The 17,026-nt window shown below is 48.7% G+C and carries 15 protein-coding genes; 8 read left to right on the forward strand and 7 right to left on the reverse strand.

All coding sequences use genetic code 11. From position 1 onward, the window contains the following. Positions 1-36 precede the first annotated feature (36 nt). On the reverse strand, positions 37-1,302 hold the full coding sequence (locus tag KNO87_RS06425) for an extracellular solute-binding protein (RefSeq protein WP_214789636.1): 1,266 nt from the start codon (positions 1,300-1,302) through the stop codon (positions 37-39). A gap of 370 nt (positions 1,303-1,672) precedes the next feature. Here KNO87_RS06425 and KNO87_RS06430 point away from each other — a divergent pair, with 370 nt between their 5' ends. Both KNO87_RS06430 and KNO87_RS06435 read left to right on the forward strand, forming a co-directional pair. Continuing rightward, complete coding sequence (locus KNO87_RS06430) at positions 1,673-3,457, forward strand: glycoside hydrolase family 13 protein (protein WP_214794475.1); 1,785 nt, start codon at positions 1,673-1,675, stop codon at positions 3,455-3,457. A 160-nt stretch (positions 3,458-3,617) separates the two neighbouring features. Beyond that, complete coding sequence (locus KNO87_RS06435; RefSeq protein WP_214794477.1) at positions 3,618-4,976, forward strand: MATE family efflux transporter; 1,359 nt, start codon at positions 3,618-3,620, stop codon at positions 4,974-4,976. A 23-nt stretch (positions 4,977-4,999) separates the two neighbouring features. Here the strand turns inward: KNO87_RS06435 and KNO87_RS06440 are convergent, their stop codons facing one another. Next, on the reverse strand, positions 5,000-5,740 hold the full coding sequence (locus KNO87_RS06440; protein WP_251126776.1) for an enoyl-CoA hydratase/isomerase family protein: 741 nt from the start codon (positions 5,738-5,740) through the stop codon (positions 5,000-5,002). Positions 5,741-5,884: 144 nt separating this feature from the next. Between KNO87_RS06440 and ybaK the strand changes: the two genes are divergently transcribed. From ybaK to KNO87_RS06470, 6 genes are all read left to right on the forward strand, one after another. Continuing rightward, entirely contained in the window at positions 5,885-6,349 is a 465-nt protein-coding gene (gene ybaK / locus KNO87_RS06445) for a Cys-tRNA(Pro) deacylase (RefSeq protein ID WP_214794481.1), read from the forward strand. A 19-nt stretch (positions 6,350-6,368) separates the two neighbouring features. Continuing rightward, positions 6,369-7,067, forward strand: coding sequence for a CDP-diacylglycerol--serine O-phosphatidyltransferase (pssA, locus tag KNO87_RS06450; protein ID WP_214789647.1), 699 nt, complete (start codon positions 6,369-6,371; stop codon positions 7,065-7,067). An 89-nt stretch (positions 7,068-7,156) separates the two neighbouring features. After that, entirely contained in the window at positions 7,157-7,906 is a 750-nt protein-coding gene (locus tag KNO87_RS06455) for a carotenoid biosynthesis protein (protein WP_214794483.1), read from the forward strand. Then, the gene (locus KNO87_RS06460) at positions 7,872-8,570 is read left to right on the forward strand and encodes a lysophospholipid acyltransferase family protein (protein ID WP_214789650.1); all 699 of its coding nucleotides are present in this window, start codon (positions 7,872-7,874) and stop codon (positions 8,568-8,570) included. The genes KNO87_RS06455 and KNO87_RS06460 overlap by 35 nt, the downstream gene beginning before the upstream one ends. After that, the gene (locus KNO87_RS06465) at positions 8,567-9,634 is read left to right on the forward strand and encodes a glycosyltransferase family 2 protein (RefSeq protein WP_214794485.1); all 1,068 of its coding nucleotides are present in this window, start codon (positions 8,567-8,569) and stop codon (positions 9,632-9,634) included. Before KNO87_RS06460 ends, KNO87_RS06465 begins: the two co-directional genes overlap by 4 nt. Positions 9,635-9,664: 30 nt before the next feature. Then, the gene (locus tag KNO87_RS06470) at positions 9,665-11,131 is read left to right on the forward strand and encodes a phytoene desaturase family protein (RefSeq protein ID WP_214794487.1); all 1,467 of its coding nucleotides are present in this window, start codon (positions 9,665-9,667) and stop codon (positions 11,129-11,131) included. 442 nt (positions 11,132-11,573) lie between these two features. Here the strand turns inward: KNO87_RS06470 and KNO87_RS06475 are convergent, their stop codons facing one another. The 5 genes from KNO87_RS06475 to KNO87_RS06495 form a co-directional block, all read right to left on the reverse strand. Beyond that, entirely contained in the window at positions 11,574-12,413 is an 840-nt protein-coding gene (locus KNO87_RS06475; protein WP_214794489.1) for a phytoene/squalene synthase family protein, read from the reverse strand. Beyond that, positions 12,382-13,860: a phytoene desaturase family protein gene (locus KNO87_RS06480; RefSeq protein WP_214794491.1), complete on the reverse strand. Its 1,479-nt coding sequence runs from the start codon at positions 13,858-13,860 to the stop codon at positions 12,382-12,384. The genes KNO87_RS06475 and KNO87_RS06480 overlap by 32 nt, the downstream gene beginning before the upstream one ends. Then, entirely contained in the window at positions 13,857-15,350 is a 1,494-nt protein-coding gene (locus KNO87_RS06485) for a phytoene desaturase family protein (protein ID WP_214794493.1), read from the reverse strand. Before KNO87_RS06485 ends, KNO87_RS06480 begins: the two co-directional genes overlap by 4 nt. A 69-nt stretch (positions 15,351-15,419) precedes the next feature. Beyond that, entirely contained in the window at positions 15,420-16,451 is a 1,032-nt protein-coding gene (locus tag KNO87_RS06490; protein WP_214794494.1) for a class I SAM-dependent methyltransferase, read from the reverse strand. A 100-nt stretch (positions 16,452-16,551) separates the two neighbouring features. Then, positions 16,552-16,935: a YisL family protein gene (locus tag KNO87_RS06495; protein WP_214789665.1), complete on the reverse strand. Its 384-nt coding sequence runs from the start codon at positions 16,933-16,935 to the stop codon at positions 16,552-16,554. Between the last annotated feature and the right edge of the window lie 91 nt (positions 16,936-17,026).

Here is a 17,026-nt window from a genome sequence, read left to right on the forward strand (position 1 = left end):
GGAACGCCATATGGCGCACCCCGTCATTTCAATTCCTTATTGGTTGTTTGCTTGGATTTGTTGTTCGATGACTTTCACTGCATCGTCTGCAGATTTTTGTGCATCTTGTTTACCAGTCGCTACAAGCTGAAGTGCTTGTGCCATTGGCTCCCAAACTTGTCCCATTTCAGGAATGTTCGGCATTGGGATTGCGTTTGTTGCTTGATCGAATACCGCTTTCGCAACTTCGTTCGACGTGATTGTCTCGTTCGACTCGAGTGCTGCTACTGGTGGGATCTCGTTGTAAGCTTCAAACATTGCCAATGCGTTTTCTTCATTCGTCAACTCTTGAAGGAACATTTCAGCCCACTCTTGGTTTTCTGTGTAAGCTGAAAGGGCATATGTTTTCACACCCATGAACGTCTTGATTGGCTCACCGTTCGGAAGTGTTGGCATTGGAGCCGCTCCGAGGTTCACGCCTGCATCTGTGTAACCAGCTACAGCCCAAGGTCCGTTCATGACTGAATGAGCTTTCTTCTCAGTGAAGAGTTGGTCCATCGCCTGGCCACCAGACTCACCGATCAATCCTTTAGGGAAGAGGCCTTCTTCGTACCATTTACCGATGTATTCGAATCCTTCAACTGCGCCTTCGTTGTTCAAACCGATGTCAGATGGGTCGAGTGCGCCACCGTCTTCTTTGAACACGTATCCGCCGAATCCAGCGACAACACCGTGTGCGAAGTAGAAGTTATCCCAAAGTGCGAGGAATCCGTATTGACCGTCAGCTTTTACATCGTTTGACAACTTGTAAAGGTCGTCCATAGATGCTGGAGCTTCAGACATCAAGTCTTTGTTGTACATGAGAACTGGTGTCTCAACTGATTTAGGATATCCGTAAGCTTGACCATCGAACATAACAGCTGATTTCGCAGCGTCTGTGAATGCATCAAGTGATCCTTCGTCAGCGATCGGAGCCAAGTGACCTTGGTCAGCGATTGTACCGATTTGGTCGTGTGGTACGAGAACGATGTCTGGACCTTTACCAGCTGGACCGTCAAGCGCGAGCTTGTCTTTTTGATCCGTCATCTGTACTTCAACGACTTCAACTTTTACGCCATGCTCTTCTTCGAACGCCTTCGCAACTTCTTTCGTTGTTTCAGACTTTTCGATGTCTTCCCAGATGACGATCTTTTCAGGTTTGTTCTCGCTTGAAGAACCACCTTCGTTAGAAGATCCGTTGTCTGTTCCGCCACCACATGCAGCAAGTGCACCGAATGCGAATACTGCTGTTGAAAGTCCTGCTACCATTTTTTTCATCTTCATGATGAAAAACCTCCCCAAGGAAATAGTATGGTCAGATTTGCGCAATCGCACGACCACGTCAATTTTAAAACTCCGCTACGAAATTGACACGGTAGTGAAAACGTTTGCATCCTCACCTCAATTTTTATTATACAGTTGTGAAAGCGTTTTACAAGTCTTTTTTTACACTTTTTTTACGTCTGTTGACCCATTTATGTAATTTATAAAATTTTGTTCTTAATTCCTCACTTTTTATGAGTTTCAGCAATTGACAAAATGTAAACGCTTTATTACCCTTTGCTTGAGCAAACGTTTTCGCAACACCTATTCTCTTTGATTCACAGTGTTGTAAAATGATGTCATCCCCTATAAAGAAAGGAATGTTTTCCTTATGATGAAAGAAGCGATTTATCATCGTGCCATGTCCCCGTTCGTTTACAAATATGATCGTGAGACGATCCACATTCGTTTCCATACGAAGCGTGGCGATATCGAATCGGTCGATTTGATTTGGAACGACCCATACGATTGGCATTCTGAAGACCCGGCGATGTGGAACTTTGATCCGGACAAACCGAGTTACTGGCGTACATACGAGACTCCAATGGAGAAAATCGGTTTTGACGACGCCTATGACTACTGGTTTATTGCAGTTAAGCCTCCATTCCGTCGCCTTCGCTACGGATTCCGTCTGAATGACGGACAAGAGACGGCCGTCTATACCGAAAAAGGATGGTTCGAGGAAAAACCACTCGATGATACGGGCTATTACTTCTGCGTCCCGTTCATCAATCCCGTTGATATCTTCCATGCACCTTCTTGGGTGAAAGATACGGTTTGGTATCAAATCTTCCCGGACCGCTTCGCAAATGGAGATGCTTCACTCAATCCAGAAGGCACGCTTCCATGGAACTCGACAGAGCCAACGATCACCAACTTCTTCGGTGGCGATTTCCAAGGGGTGATCGACCATATTGACCACTTAGTCGAGCTCGGCATTACCGGAGTCTATTTCTGTCCAATCTTTAAAGCGACGACGAACCATAAGTACGACACGCTCGACTATATGGAAATCGATCCACAGTTCGGGACGAAAGAGAAGTTCAAAGAGATGGTCGACCTCTTACACGACAATGGCATCAAAGTGATGCTCGACGCCGTCTTCAACCATATCGGATACCATCACCCGTGGTTCCAAGATGTCGTCGAGAACGGTCCGTCTTCTGAGTACCGCGACTGGTTCTATCTTCGCGACTTCCCGGTTGTCACAGAACCGAAGCCGAACTATGATACGTTCGCGTTCGAGAAGAACATGCCGAAGATTAATACGGAGCATCCAGAATTAAAAGCTTACTTATTAGATGTTGCCCGTTACTGGGTCGAAGAGTTCGGGATCGACGGGTGGCGTCTTGACGTCGCCAACGAAGTCGACCATGCGTTCTGGCGTGACTTCCGCAAGGCAGTTAAACAAGCGAACCCAGAAGCTTATATCCTCGGGGAAATCTGGCACGATTCGCAGCCTTGGCTACAAGGTGACCAGTTCGACGCTGTTATGAACTACCCGTTCACGAACGCGAGCTTGAACTATTTTGCGCTCGACCGGACGACCGCTTCTGAGTTCCGTAATGAATTGACGCGTGTCGAGATGATGAACACGATGAACGTCAACGAAGTCACGTTCAACTTGATTGACTCACACGACACACCACGTGCGTTGACTCGGGCGAAAGGTCATAAAGGAAAGTTCAAGCTTTTGATGACCTCGATGCTCACATATACTGGTAGCCCATGCATTTACTACGGAGACGAAATCGGACTCGAAGGCGAACAAGACCCAGGATGCCGTCGCTGTATGCCATGGGACGAATCCGTTGAAGACCGGAACCTCTTCCGCTACATCCAAAAGCTTATCCAGCTACGAAAAGACCATCCCGTGCTCGCGAACGCTGGCTCGTATCGTTTCAACTTGGTTGACGATGCCAACAACGCCGTCATCATCGAGCGATGCACGAAAGATGAGACGTACTTGGTCTACTTCAACAACTCGGACTCCACTTCGAAACTAAGTCCGCTCGGTTATCGTGGCGCCGCCTATGATTTGTTACACGACCGCAATCTCGAGTCACTCGAAATCGAACTGGCACCATTTAGTGCAGCTATTCTGAAATTGAAATAATTTCGAAAATCACCTGATTTCTTCGGGTGATTTTTTTGTTGAAAATAATTTAGCAAACCCCCTATCTTTTTCATTTTATAAGGAGTAAGATGACCTTTGACATTTTTATAAAACAAATAGTTAACAGAAAGAATTATAGAGAAAAGGGAGAATACACTACATGCAGACGAAACAAACGGAACAGCTCACCCTGTTCAAACTGTCGTGGCCGATTTTCATCGAGCTTGCCCTCCATATGGGAACCGGGATCATCGCCACATTGATGCTCGCACACTACTCAGACGCCGCCGCTTCGGCCGTCGGGGTCGCCAACCAAATTTTAAACGTGTTCTTGATTGTCTTTAGTGTGACGTCTGTCGGCGCGACCATCTTGATTGGTCAGGCCATCGGGGCAGGGCGCATGAAGAAGAGTCGGGACTTCGCCCGCTCCGCTGTCAGTTTGAATATGTGGCTCGGTGCAATCATGGTCGTCGTCATCTTCTTGTTCGGTGAGACGTTCTTACGCCTATTCGGTCTATCGGACGAATTGTTCGCACACGGTTTGTTGTTCCTACAAATTGTCGGCTTGTCGTTATTCACCGAAGCACTCATCATGGCGCTCAGCTCAATCCTCCGGAGTCACGGTATGACGAAACACGCCATGCTCGCAACGTTGTTGATTGATATTATCACTGCCGTCGGTGCCATCTTTGCCGTTACCGGCTTGTTCGGACTTCCGGTCACTGGTGTTGCCGGTGTCGCCTGGGCCATCGTGATTGCACGATTCGCTGCCATGATTCTGTTGTTCTGGCTCGTCAAACGGAAGCTTATGATCCGCTTCCCATTAAAAGAAGTGATTCGTCCGAAGAAAGACGACATTCAGTCGCTCCTCCAAATCGGCGTCCCTTCTGCTGGGGAGAACTTATCGTATCAGGCATCACAAATCATCATCACGGGATTCATCGCGACGATGGGCGAGGCTTCCCTTGCTGCTCGCGTATATGTGATGAACTTGTCGATGCTCGCTTTCTTGTTCACCGTCGCTGTCGCACAAGGGACGCAACTCCTGATCGCTCGAGATATCGGAGGCAAACGTTTCAAAGAGGCGTATCATCGCGCCGTCAAAACGTTGAAAATTGCCATGTTCGCCTCGTTCGTCGCCTCTCTTGGTTTGGCGGTATTCAGCGAGTCGCTACTTGGGCTGTTCACCTCAAACCCTGATATTATCGCGGTCGGCGTGCCAATCTTATGGGCAACGCTCATTTTAGAACCGGGTCGCGCCATGAACATCGTGTTGATGGGGTCATTGAAGTCCGTTGGGGACGTCCGTTTCCCGGTCATGATCGGAATCGCTTCGATGTGGGGCGTCGCCGTGGCGTTCAGTTACTTGTTCGGTCTTCAAATGGGACTCGGCATCCTCGGGATTTGGCTCGCCTTCTCTCTTGATGAATGGTTCCGCGGTTTCTTCGCGTTCCGCCGTTGGAAATATGGGACGTGGCAACAAAAAGGCTTCCAGTTCGAAGCAAAAACAACCACGTAAAAAAGCGGCCGCGGCCGCTTTTTTTATTTCATTAAGAATGCCTGCATCGCCTGGCGGTGAACGTCTGTGTCCCCACACTTCCGTTGCCATTCGATTTCCTCACTCAGTCCCTCTTCAAACGAAGCAGCTCGCATGAGCGCCTTCATCCCTTGGACGGCGACTGGTGATTTTGCAGCAAGCGTCTCCGCGTATGATGTCAATCGTTCCGTATACATCGCATCTTCCACGAGCTCTGTGACGAGTCCGAACGTATGCGCCGCTTCTGAATCGATGGTACTGCCACTCCATAACCAATCTAAAGCGAGATCGTCTCGCATGAGACGGCGCAAGTGATATGGTCCGCCCGCATCCGCGACCAAACCGATTTTAATGAAGGCTGAACTGAACTTCGTCGATTTGGCGACAATTCGAACGTCTGCCGCAAGTGCCAAACTAAGCCCCGCCCCTGCGACGACGCCATGAATCCCCGCGATGATTGGTTTACGGCTCGAGAAAAGCGCCCGCACGAGTGGATGATACACATCTTCTAAATATTCCCCGTAATCTGCATCGCTCTCAATCGTTAAATCTTGCCCAGATGAGAACGCCCGGCCTTCACCGACAAGGACGATGATGCGAACCGCGTCGTCCTGTTCAAATTCATCGATTGCCGTTTTCATTTCGCGAAGCAACGTCTCGTTCAAGGCGTTCAGCTTTTCCGGGCGGTTCAGTTTTAACCACCCTACCCCATTGTGTGTCGTCAATTGAATCGTCTCCACTTTCATTCCCCCTTTAAAATGAATCACTGTTCATTTCTTCGTCATTCCGTCAAACTCCTTCCTTTACTGAAAAGTTTTTTGAAGTTCAATTGCCGGGCAGTTGGTTGATTTGCTATTCTAAAAGGAGTCGGTCACGAAAGGATGAGTCAGATGCAACTGACAAACGCCGCTCGGCAACTGAAACAAAAGAAGATTCCGTTCACCTATCATACGTATGAAGTCGATGAGTCTGACGTCTCCGCCAAACACGTGGCGATGACATTGCAGAAACCGCTCGATGAACTATACAAAACGATTTGTCTCATGAACGAGAAAAAACAATACGCCTTCTTTCTCATCTCCGGAGAGCGTGATATCGATTTGAAGGCAGCCGCGAAAGCTTGGGGAGCGAAAAAAGCAGCCCCTGTCCCGATGAAAGAGCTCGAAGCTCTGACCGGGTATATCCGAGGGGGTGTCTCTCCGATCGGAGCGAAGAAACCTTTTCCGGTGTATGTGCATGAAGCAGCCAAAGAAAAAGAGACAATCACCATCTCTGCTGGGAAACGTGGCTATCAACTCGAGTTGAAGCCAGAAGATTTACTGCAATTCACAAACGGTCGCTGGTTTAGCCAATGACCTTACTGGGGGCATAATTATGTGGAAAGAACGCATCCGTTCGTGGGTCCCAAACTCCTTTACGTTCGGAAACTTATTTTGTGGGGTCGTCGCAATCGTCTACGCCGCACGTGGTGACTTTTCAAACGCCACACTGTTAATCATCATCGCGATGATGCTCGACAGTTTAGACGGGCGCCTCGCCCGTATGCTCGGAGTCGCTGGGGACTTCGGGAAAGAGCTAGACTCGCTCGCTGACATCGTCACGTTCGGTGTCGCACCAGCGATGCTCGCCTACTATACGTTTTTCATTGATTACGGCAATTATGGATTGTTTTTTGCGGCACTGTTCCCGCTATTCGGTGCATACCGTCTCGCCCGTTTCAACTTGTCTGCGACAAACGTTGCGGCGAGTTACTTCTCTGGTGTGCCGATCACGGCCGCTGGTGGACTTCTCGCTGTCATCACGACGTTCGGTGACCGCGTCAGCGAACTATTGACGCCAATTTTCTTTACAGGGCTCGCCCTTTTGATGGTCAGCCGCGTCCGCATCCCGAGTTTTAAAGATGTGCCATTGCCACGCCACTCCTTTATCATCACGATCAGTCTCGTCTACGTGACGTACATGATGTTCGCACGTTGGAAAGAGTGGCCGACATTCTGGTTTATCGCGGTGCCGTTCTATGTCTTATTCATCGCCTTTTCGTTCGTGAAAAAACGGAAACGGATGGCCAATTAAGAGTCTCGTTCGACGAGGCTCTTTTTTCGTACATGCATTTGTTAGACGAAGACTCCGATGAGCTTTAGAATGAAAGAAGAGGTGATGGAATGAAAGTGTATCCGTTTATTTGGAAATGGTTTATTGTCTGGTATTTCATTGGGTTAATTTTGGTTGGGTTCGACCTGCTTCCGCCTTGGCTAGAGTGGGCAAACCCTGTCTTTTTATGGCTCGCCGGTGCGATTGGCGGAACCATTCTCTATCAAGGCGTGCGGCAAGGCGCCTGGATTGTCCCGTTTATTTTCTTTGGTTCAATCGCTGTCGAGACGCTCGGCGTGAAAACCGGGTTCCCGTTCAGTGAATACATCTATGCCGAGGCGTTTGGTCCGACGGTGTTTGGAGTCCCTGTCACAATCGGTGCGGCGTGGCTCGCCGTGATCGGTTCTAGTTTTGCCGTGGCCCGTCTCTTCACATTCCGTAACCATATTTTATGGCTCGTCCCGATTCTCGCGGTATGGCTCGATATGGCGATCGACCCGGTGGCGGCTAACGTGAAAGGCTACTGGGAATGGGCGAACGATGGGCTGTATTATGATATTCCGACCCAAAACTTTATCGGCTGGTTCGGACTCTCTCTCATTTTCTCATGGCTGTTACAACGCCATGAACGATCCGTCGATGCTTTATTCATCCGACATGGCGTGTACTTGTTCGTCATGCTTCACGCCTTGTTCGGCGTCACAGCCGTGAACGCAGGTCTCTATGGGATTGGTTTCCTTAGCATGTTGACGTCCGGGGTCATTCTGTTAGAAAGGAGAGGTCGCGATGATCGAGTCACACAAAAAGAGATGGTTCAATAACGTCTTCTCAACATTCGTACGAGAACGTCAGATTCGTCCGACGTTCCACAATATTTACATACGAACTGATGATATCCCGACGCCAGGATTGATTTTGAGTACACATAGTGCGTGGTGGGATGGGCTCGTCATGTATATGGTGAATGAATATTTTTTGAGACATGACATTCATGTATTGATGGACGAGGACGGTTTGCGCCGCTTCCCGTTCTTTCGTCACCTCGGCGCCTTCTCAGTAAAAAAGGGAAGTCTTTCCGACGTACGAGCTTCCCTCGCCTACGCGAATGAGTTGCTGACATCAGGCAAATCCGTATGGATATATCCTCAAGGTCGAGAAGTTCCACAAGAACAGCGACCTGTCGAAATCGAATCAGGAGCGACCCTTCTACTAAATGATCGCCCGATTCATTTATGCGCCATGTATTATGCATTCGAAAGCCACGCGGAACCCGTCGTCTATGTCCGATTCCGAAAGCACAACGTAACCTCGTCGACACGGAGAGGTCAGAAGCAGGAGATTGCGCAGGCACTTGAACAGCTGTATGACGACGTCAGAGATGACGTCATCACACGTTCGACCGCCTACACTGCCCTGTTTCGTTCGCGGCGTAACCTTGCCGAATGGACAGAAACGCTCGTCCGACTCGGGAGGAGGGAATCATGATACTTTGGATTGTGACCCTCAGTATGCTCCTCTTCACACTCATCAATCTAGCGTTTTTACGACCGCTCGCAACTCCTGGAAAAACACCTGCGACGGCCGTCTGCATCCCGATGCGGAATGAGTCTCGACATGTCGACCGATTGATCTCTAATTTACAAATGGCGATCCCGGAGAATACTCATGTCTACATTTATGAAGACCGCTCCGAAGATGATACATACGAAAGATTGAATCGCGCGATTGGGGACGATGTCCGATTCACCGTCATTCAAGGAGTCCCTTTGCCTAATGACTGGGCCGGAAAAGTCCATGCCTGTCATCAGCTCGCATCACGCACGACTGAACCATATCTCCTCTTTTTAGATGCGGACGTCACGATCGATCCGAGCTTTATCGCCCGCATGCATGCCACTCTCCGTCGCGAGCAGGCTGTCTTTCTGTCAGGATTCCCCCAATTTCCGACAACGACATTTCTCGGGAAATTGTTGATCCCGATGCAACACGTACTCATCGCCCAACACCTGCCTTTGTTTTGGCGTAAAGTAAAACATCCAGCATTTGCGGCAGCGAACGGAATGAACGTACTCGTCGAGCGAGACAGTTACGAGGAAGTTGGTGGGCATGCCACGATCCGATCATCGTTAATCGATGACATCGATTTATGTCGGACGTTCAAGCGACATCGAAAAGTGACATCACTCGTTCAAGTCGCCCCGTTTATCTCCTGTGATATGTATGAGACGAATGAAGAAGTATGGAGCGGGTTTTCAAAAAACGTATTCAAGGGAATGAATGAATCAGTAGGACTTGCCTTGTACTTTTTGACGTACTACGGGATCCAGTTGACCGCCATGTTCGCATGGCTCGTTTCACCGAGTTGGCAAACAATCAGTGCGGCACTCTTCGTACTCTTAGCCCGACTTGCTGTCGATATGAGATCACATGGATCTGGTACATGGTTGCATCCACTCAGCTTAATCGCTTATCTGACCTTACTCGGGAACGCCGTCATCCGAAAATGGAGACGACTACCCATCACGTGGAAAGGTCGCCATTATTCTTAATCGAGCGTCTTACTTAAGGGGGACACATGTATGAAGCAAATTGTTGTCATTGGAGCCGGACTAGGTGGACTGAGCGCTGCCGTCACGCTCGCCACACACGGCTATGACGTCACGGTCATTGAAAAGAATGAACATGTCGGCGGAAAACTTATGCCCGTCATTACCGACGGTCATCGTTTTGACTTTGGTCCGAATACGATCACGATGCCAGATGTGTTTCGTTCCGTCATCCGAAACAGTGGTGCCAACCCGGATGATTATTTCGAATTGATCAAACTCGATCAACATACCGTCAATCATTATTCGGATGGCTCCTCGTTCACATTTAGCGCAGATCGTGCACAGCTCGAGGCGGAAGTGCGACGTTTGACGAATGATCAAATGAAGAAAAATCAATTAAAGGCTTATTTAGACGAAGCGGAGAAGTTATTCCGTATCGCGAACGAACGCTTCTTCACCCGCATGGAGACAAAATTAGACCCGGGTCTTTGGGCGGACATGGTAAAAGTACACCCGCTCCAAAGTTTGCATGCCCTTCATCAAAAATACTTCAAAGACAAACGCATCATCCAGGCACTCGACCGATATGCGACATACATCGGAAGCAGCCCGTACGTGACGCCAGGAACGTTCGCGCTCATCGCGCATCTAGAATTAAATGATGGCGTCTACTTCGCGAAGGGAGGCAACTGGAACATCGCGAAAGGGTTTGCGAAGCGAGCGAGTGAACTCGGAGTGACATTCCGTCTCGGACACGAAGTGACGAAAATCGAGGTCTTGAACGGGAAAGCCCATGAAGTCGTCGTCGACGATAAAGAAGTCATCTCTTGCGATGCCGTTTTGCTCAATGGCGAGCTACTCACGCAATATCCTCGCCTTGTCGACGCGAAAGACCGTCCTTCTTTCCCAGTCCCGACACGCGATACCGTCGAACCGTCCATCTCTGCATTCGTCTTAATGATCGGACTATCGAAGCGATTGAACCTGGCTCACCATAACGTCTATTTCTCTGACGACTACAAGCGAGAATTCAAATCACTCTTTCAAGAAGAGCGCTATGCGGACGAGCCGACTATCTATATCTCCAATTCATCTGCAACCGATTCATCGATGGGCGAGGCTGGCGACAATCTGTTCATTCTCGTCAATGCACCTGCCCATTTGACTGACATCGATGCCGACACGTATGAACATTTGATTCGTCGCCGGTTGCGTGAGTTCGGCGTGGACTGGGAAGATGAAGAGGTCATTTTCCATCAACGTGTGACACCGCAAGATTTAACGCGTGATTTTTATGCATACTACGGTGCACTTTACGGTACGTCGGCCAATTCGAAAAAAGGGGCATTCTTTAGACCGGCAGCTCGGTCGACGGACGTGTCAAACATCTGGTTTGCAGGTGGTTCGACCCATCCTGGAGGCGGGAGCCCAATGGTCACGCTTTCAGGACAATTCGCGGCACGATCGATGTTAGAGGACATACCTCTGACGATATGAACATTTTGTGAACGCGAGTTTCGACACTTGTCGACAATTGAAAGACGTGATAATATCATATTCGAGTTCAAGCAGTTCTGTAACGTTTGTTGCACCTGTAGCGATCGAATGGCTTCCCCGAGCCTTATCGCGTTTTGAACTTGTCACACCCGAGAAAAAAGTGATGAGCGAGTTTCCCCACTCGTATCCCGTAGTTGAGACAGCTTGCGTATGATGTTCCCCCTTAGTCCATCAAGCATCCTGTTTCAACGAAGATGTCCCAACTGATTCATTCCCCATGAATCCCGGCACATCTTTAGGGCTTCATCACAAATCGATTCATTCATTTCCCCGATGAATGGATCACATAACGCTTACGCCACTTTTGGTCCCCCGCCAAAAGTGGTTTTTTTTTGCGCAAAAAACTGTAGACGCGAGGAGCATCTACAGTAGATTGGATGACTTATAATTTTGCTAACAACTTTCCTTTTTGTAAGGTCGATACGTATGCCCGTTTTGTGAAGACGTCATATCCGTTTGCTCGAGCTGCATCTAAAATTCCTTCATATAGAAGAGCTGCTGCTTGAACCGGTTTTCGACTGGCGAGTGGATAGAGGTGATGGGTCGCACGTGCCCGCTCATACAAGGACTCCGCGCGCTTCGCCAACGCCTCCCATAGCTCGATGAAGGAAGGTGTCACTTCACGTTGCTGTAACACCTCTTCACTTACGCCATACTGTCGCATCATCGTGCGTGGCAAATAGATGCGGTCTCTATTCAAATCTTCCCCGACATCTCGCAAAATATTGGTCAGTTGCATCGCGATGCCGAGGTCGATGGCGCCTTGTCGGAGCTGACGTTTCGTCTCGGCGTCTTGATTCGGGACAAGAATCGGAAGTAGCATCAAACCGACCGTACTCGCGGCATAATAGCTATACTGCTCGGTCTCTTCGAGCGTCTCATATCGTGACTTATGTAAATCCCACTTCATGCCTTCCGCTAGCTCAAAGAATGGATCGACGTCCATCTCATAGCGTTGCCATACATCTCGAAGGGCGACCCATAGCGCTTCATCCTGGTCATATCCTGCTAAAAAGCGATCGAATGCATGCAAAAACGACGCCAAACTCTCTTCTGGACGGTCTGATTCATCGACCGCATCATCAAGAGTCCGACAAAACGTATACACGGCCATGACCGCTTGTCGATCTGGTTTTGAGAGCAAAGAGAAGGCCCGATAAAAGGTCAACGAGCCTTTCTTCATGATTTCCTCACATTGACGATACGCTTCTTGTGTCGTCACGATGTATTGCCCCCATTTCTTCTTCCAATTTTTTCACGAGTAACTGTGAACCAATCATGACAATCGGCACGCCTCCACATGGATGGACAGATGCACCAACCGCATACAATCGTTCGATTTTTGGGAACGGTCTTGCCTGTGGCTTGAAAGCGGCTGATTGAGACAATTTTGGTGCAATCCCAAAACTTCCTCCTTCAAATAGACCAAATCGCTCGGCATCCATCGGTGTCCGTACTTTCATCTCGATGACACGGTCCCGAAAATCGGGTAATAGTGCCTCGAGTCTTCCTAATAGATGGTCAATCGTTCCTTGCGTCTCAAAGTCTTCTCGCTCCAATTTACGAGGTACCGGAACGAGGACATATAATACACTCGTCCCATTCGGCGCAAGTGTCGGATCAATCCGTGATGGATTGAACGTGTACATCGCCGGATACTCACTTAGTTTACCATCCTCAAAGATTGTTCGCATCGATCCCTCAAAATCATTCGGTAAATCGAATTGATGGACCGGTAAATCGATTTCTCCGCTGACCGTGAAATAAAGGAGTAGCGTACCACTGGACGGTTCATACGTCTTCGGTGTCACGCCATCAATGAGTCGTTCCATAAGCGGAAAGTCACCGTTCACGACGACCGCGTCATAAGGCACGTATTCGTCATTGACCGTGACGCCAGTGGCTACACCGTTCGTGACGTGGACACGATTGACGGTCGCATTCATTACGAAATGAACACCTCGTCGTTTCAGCTCTTGTTCCATTTTCGCCGCGAGCGAGAAATATCCTCCTTTTACATACCAGACTCCCTCTTCTTGTTCACGATAAGGAATGAGTCCATATAACGAGGGGGTCGCATAAGGGTTCCCACCGATATAGAGCGTCTGTAAACTGTAGGCGACACGTAAGCGTTCGTCCTCAAAAAAACGTTTCATGTTCGCATGGGCCGTTTCATATGCTTTCAAGCGCATGAGGAGAAGCAATAGTTTAGGTTCGAACAACTCTGTTTTCGATGCATAACTGCGGTCTAAAAACGTATCGAACCCAATCCGATACTCTTCTTTCTTCTGCGACATATAATGACGGAATGCGTCCCCTTCGCCGAAAGTCCGCTCGATCTCTTCTGCCTGTCGCTCGATATCCCGATATTTATAGAACGATGTCCCGTCTTGATAGCGCAAACGATAGAGTGGATCGACTTCGAGTAATTCGACCTCACTTTCCGGTAGCCCCGCTTCCATCAACTGTTGCTTCAGTTTGCCCGGTAACAAGACGATCGTCGGACCTTCATCGACTTTCGCTCCATTTTCAAATTCAACATAGTTTAGTCGTCCACCGACACGCGCTTCCTTCTCGTAAATCGTGATGTGAAGTGAAGGGTTTCGTTTCGTCAATAAGAGGGCGGCGTAAAGTGTGCCGACCCCGGCCCCGACAAAGCTGATGTTCATCGGCCGACACCTGCCCGGTCACGCAACAAGTTCGTTGTGATGCGCGCTGATTCAAAGATGGTCGGAAGCCCGCTTCCTGGATGCGTCCCGCCACCGACGAGCCAGACGTTGTCGAGCTCTTCAAACTGATTGTGCGGACGGAAATACATCATTTGCGATAGATTATGGCCCAAGTTAAAGGTTGCGCCTTCGTATACCCCGAACGTTTCCCAATCCTCAGGTGTCAACGTCTCCATCACCTCAATATGTTGGCGAATGTCTCGGTATGGTGACCGTGTCTCAAGGGCGTCGAGTACACGTTCTGTCATCGTTGGCTGCAACTCTTCCCATGGCAAACCAGATAAGTTGTTCGGTACCGGTACGAGGACGTATAGCGACGATTTTCCTGCAGGTGCGAGCGTCGGGTCGATGCGCGAGGCGTTTTGAACGTAGAATGAGAAATCCTCGCTCAGTTTCAACTCTTGCGTCATCTCTTTGACGTTCAACTCATAATCGTCTGCGAAGTGAATCGAATGGTGTGCCACGTCTTCATAGACGTGATCGAGCCCGAGATAAAGCATGAATGTCGAGCACGAGTAGCGTTTCTTCTTCAGTTGAGCCGGACTCCACTTCGACAGTTTGCCGTCTGGGACTAACGACGTCATCGCGTGAGCAAAGTCAGCACCGATCACGACTTCGTCGAACGCATAATGAACGCTCCCTGCTACGAGACCGGTCACTTTCTTGTCATCCATGAGAAGACGCTCTACTGGTTCACCTAAGCGAATCACGCCACCCTCTTCTTCTACGACCTTCGCCATCGCATAACAAAGTTGATTCACGCCTCCAATCGGATGATGAACCCCGTATGCATGCTCCATATAAGATAAAATCGAGAAACCGCCTGGACATTCCCAAGCGGACATTCCTAAATATTTTGCTTGGAACGTGAACGCATACTTCAACTCTTCGCTCGTGAAGTACTCGGATAAGACGTCATAAAGCGACTTCCCGATTGAAAGGAACGGTAACGCTTTGAGTACGCGTAATGAGACATAGTCGGTCAGTTTGTCATGCGCGGTTTGAAGAACAGGCATCAACTTGGAGAGCTTGATCGCCTGTTCGCTCATGAACCGTTCATATCCTTCCCCATTTCCCGGGAATTGTTCTTCGATGGCTTGATGCATCTGGTCACGATCAGTCGTCATCGAGAGATGGCGCGTCCCACGATCAAAATACAAATCATACATCGGTTCTAGCCGTTTCATCTCGACGTAATCATGTAAATCACGTCCCGTTTCTTCGAAGATCTCTTCTAAAATGTAAGGCATATTTAAAAATGTAGGTCCTCGGTCAAACGTGAACTCGCCTACTTGTAGACGTGACGTTCTGCCTCCTACAAACGGTTGTTTCTCAAATACGGTGACGTCTACGCCACGATGCGCTAGTAGCATCGCAGCAGCCAATCCACCGGGTCCTGCCCCTATTACGGCAACTCTTTGTTTCGACACACTCAACAACTCCCTATGTGAATAGTCTCTTATGCTTCTCTATCATTATAGAAATGACCGGAGACAAGTTCAATTTTGAATCGGTTGATTGAGCAGGTTCTTGTTTCCTCGCTCGGCGATGACGATATACCAAGACCCTTCTGGGATGAATGGGATGAATCGAATTTGTTCAAATCCGACTTCCTGCATTTGTCGGCGTAATCGTGGAATGGTCGGGAGCGGATATAAGTTATCGTGAAGCGTCATGAAGGCGTTGAATGCAGAAGCGAACCGTCCGCCGAGTGCCGTCTCCGCAAGTGGTGTCACAAGAACTGCGACCCCGTTCTCTTCTAAACGATCCCGAAGCCGTTCAAGCAGTTTGATTCGCTCCTCTGGTGAGAAATAATAGAGCATATTGTTCATCATGACCGCATCGAATTGTTCTTCTGTTTCCCAGTTCATGAAATCGGCGACTTCAAAATGAATATCGCCCCGTTCATCACGAGACCGCGCTTCTTCGATAACCTCTTCCTCTAAATCGATTCCCGTCAATTCACAATTCGGTTCGAGCGCTTGTAATTTACGTAAATAACCACCATGCCCACAACCGATATCAAGCATCGACCCGACGTTCGCCTGACGTAACAGTTGCTGTACGATCGGGAATGCGACCGTCTCGACGAGCGTCGATGTTTTCGCGACGACTTGACCGTGTTCGGCCCCATCAAACGTCTTTTGTTTCCCAGACTCTAAGAATTCTGGGTAAGCGATCAACGCAGGGATGTGAAGTTCCATCATCTCTTGGAGCATGAATCCGATGCTCCGCTCATCGTTACCAGACAACTGGTATTTTAATCCACGTGTCGGATAGTAGCGCCATCCTCTCTTCTTCAAATGACGCACTGCGACCCCAACTTCTAACCAACGCTCTAGCGCAAGTTGCGTCAACGGGCGTTTGAGTCGTAAATTCATCTCCGCCATACTTGCGCCACCTTGAAGTGCATCGAATAAACCAAACTTATATCCGATATAGCCGTGCCATAGTGGTAAAAATGATTCTGTTTGTTTCATCCATTTCCGTGCATGTAATACGCGTGTCCATTCCGTCATTTGTTGATCCATCGTTTCACCTCATCGTCATGATTACTGATTTTTTTATTTTCCCCTAATAATTTGTGTACAAACAAAAAATTCCCACTTCGGTGTGCGAAGTGGGAAAGTATTATTGAATGAAGCTGTTGAAGAAAGATTGTCCGTATGGTAATGCGTAACCGATAAAGATTGTCACGAGTGCCAATACGATAAATCCGCCGAAAAAGGCGTTCGATGGTTTGTTCTTTTTCACTTTGACAAGTGTCATCTCACCGAAAATCAATGCCAGTAACCCGACTGTGATTTTCACGTGATAGAACGTGCCGCCTCCGTTCAATTGAAGGTAGAGATAAAGTCCTGTCCCGAATGCGATGAGTAACATGAGTCGAAACGCCATATGTGCGATCTTTCCACTCTTGTTGCCGTTCTTGTAACCAATATAGGCTACGGCAAATAAGATAAGTAACAAAATCCAGCTCGTGACGTGTGTGTGCAAGAATGCAATCAGTGGCATTCTAATGCCCCCCTTTATGTTGTTGTACAGTCTTCATTGTACACGAACCCTCTCCTGATTGGTCAAGCGAACGCTTTCCTAAAAAAAAGAG

The sequence above is a fragment of the Exiguobacterium sp. s34 genome, assembly GCF_018617435.1.
In the GTDB taxonomy this organism is placed as follows: domain Bacteria; phylum Bacillota; class Bacilli; order Exiguobacteriales; family Exiguobacteriaceae; genus Exiguobacterium; species Exiguobacterium aestuarii.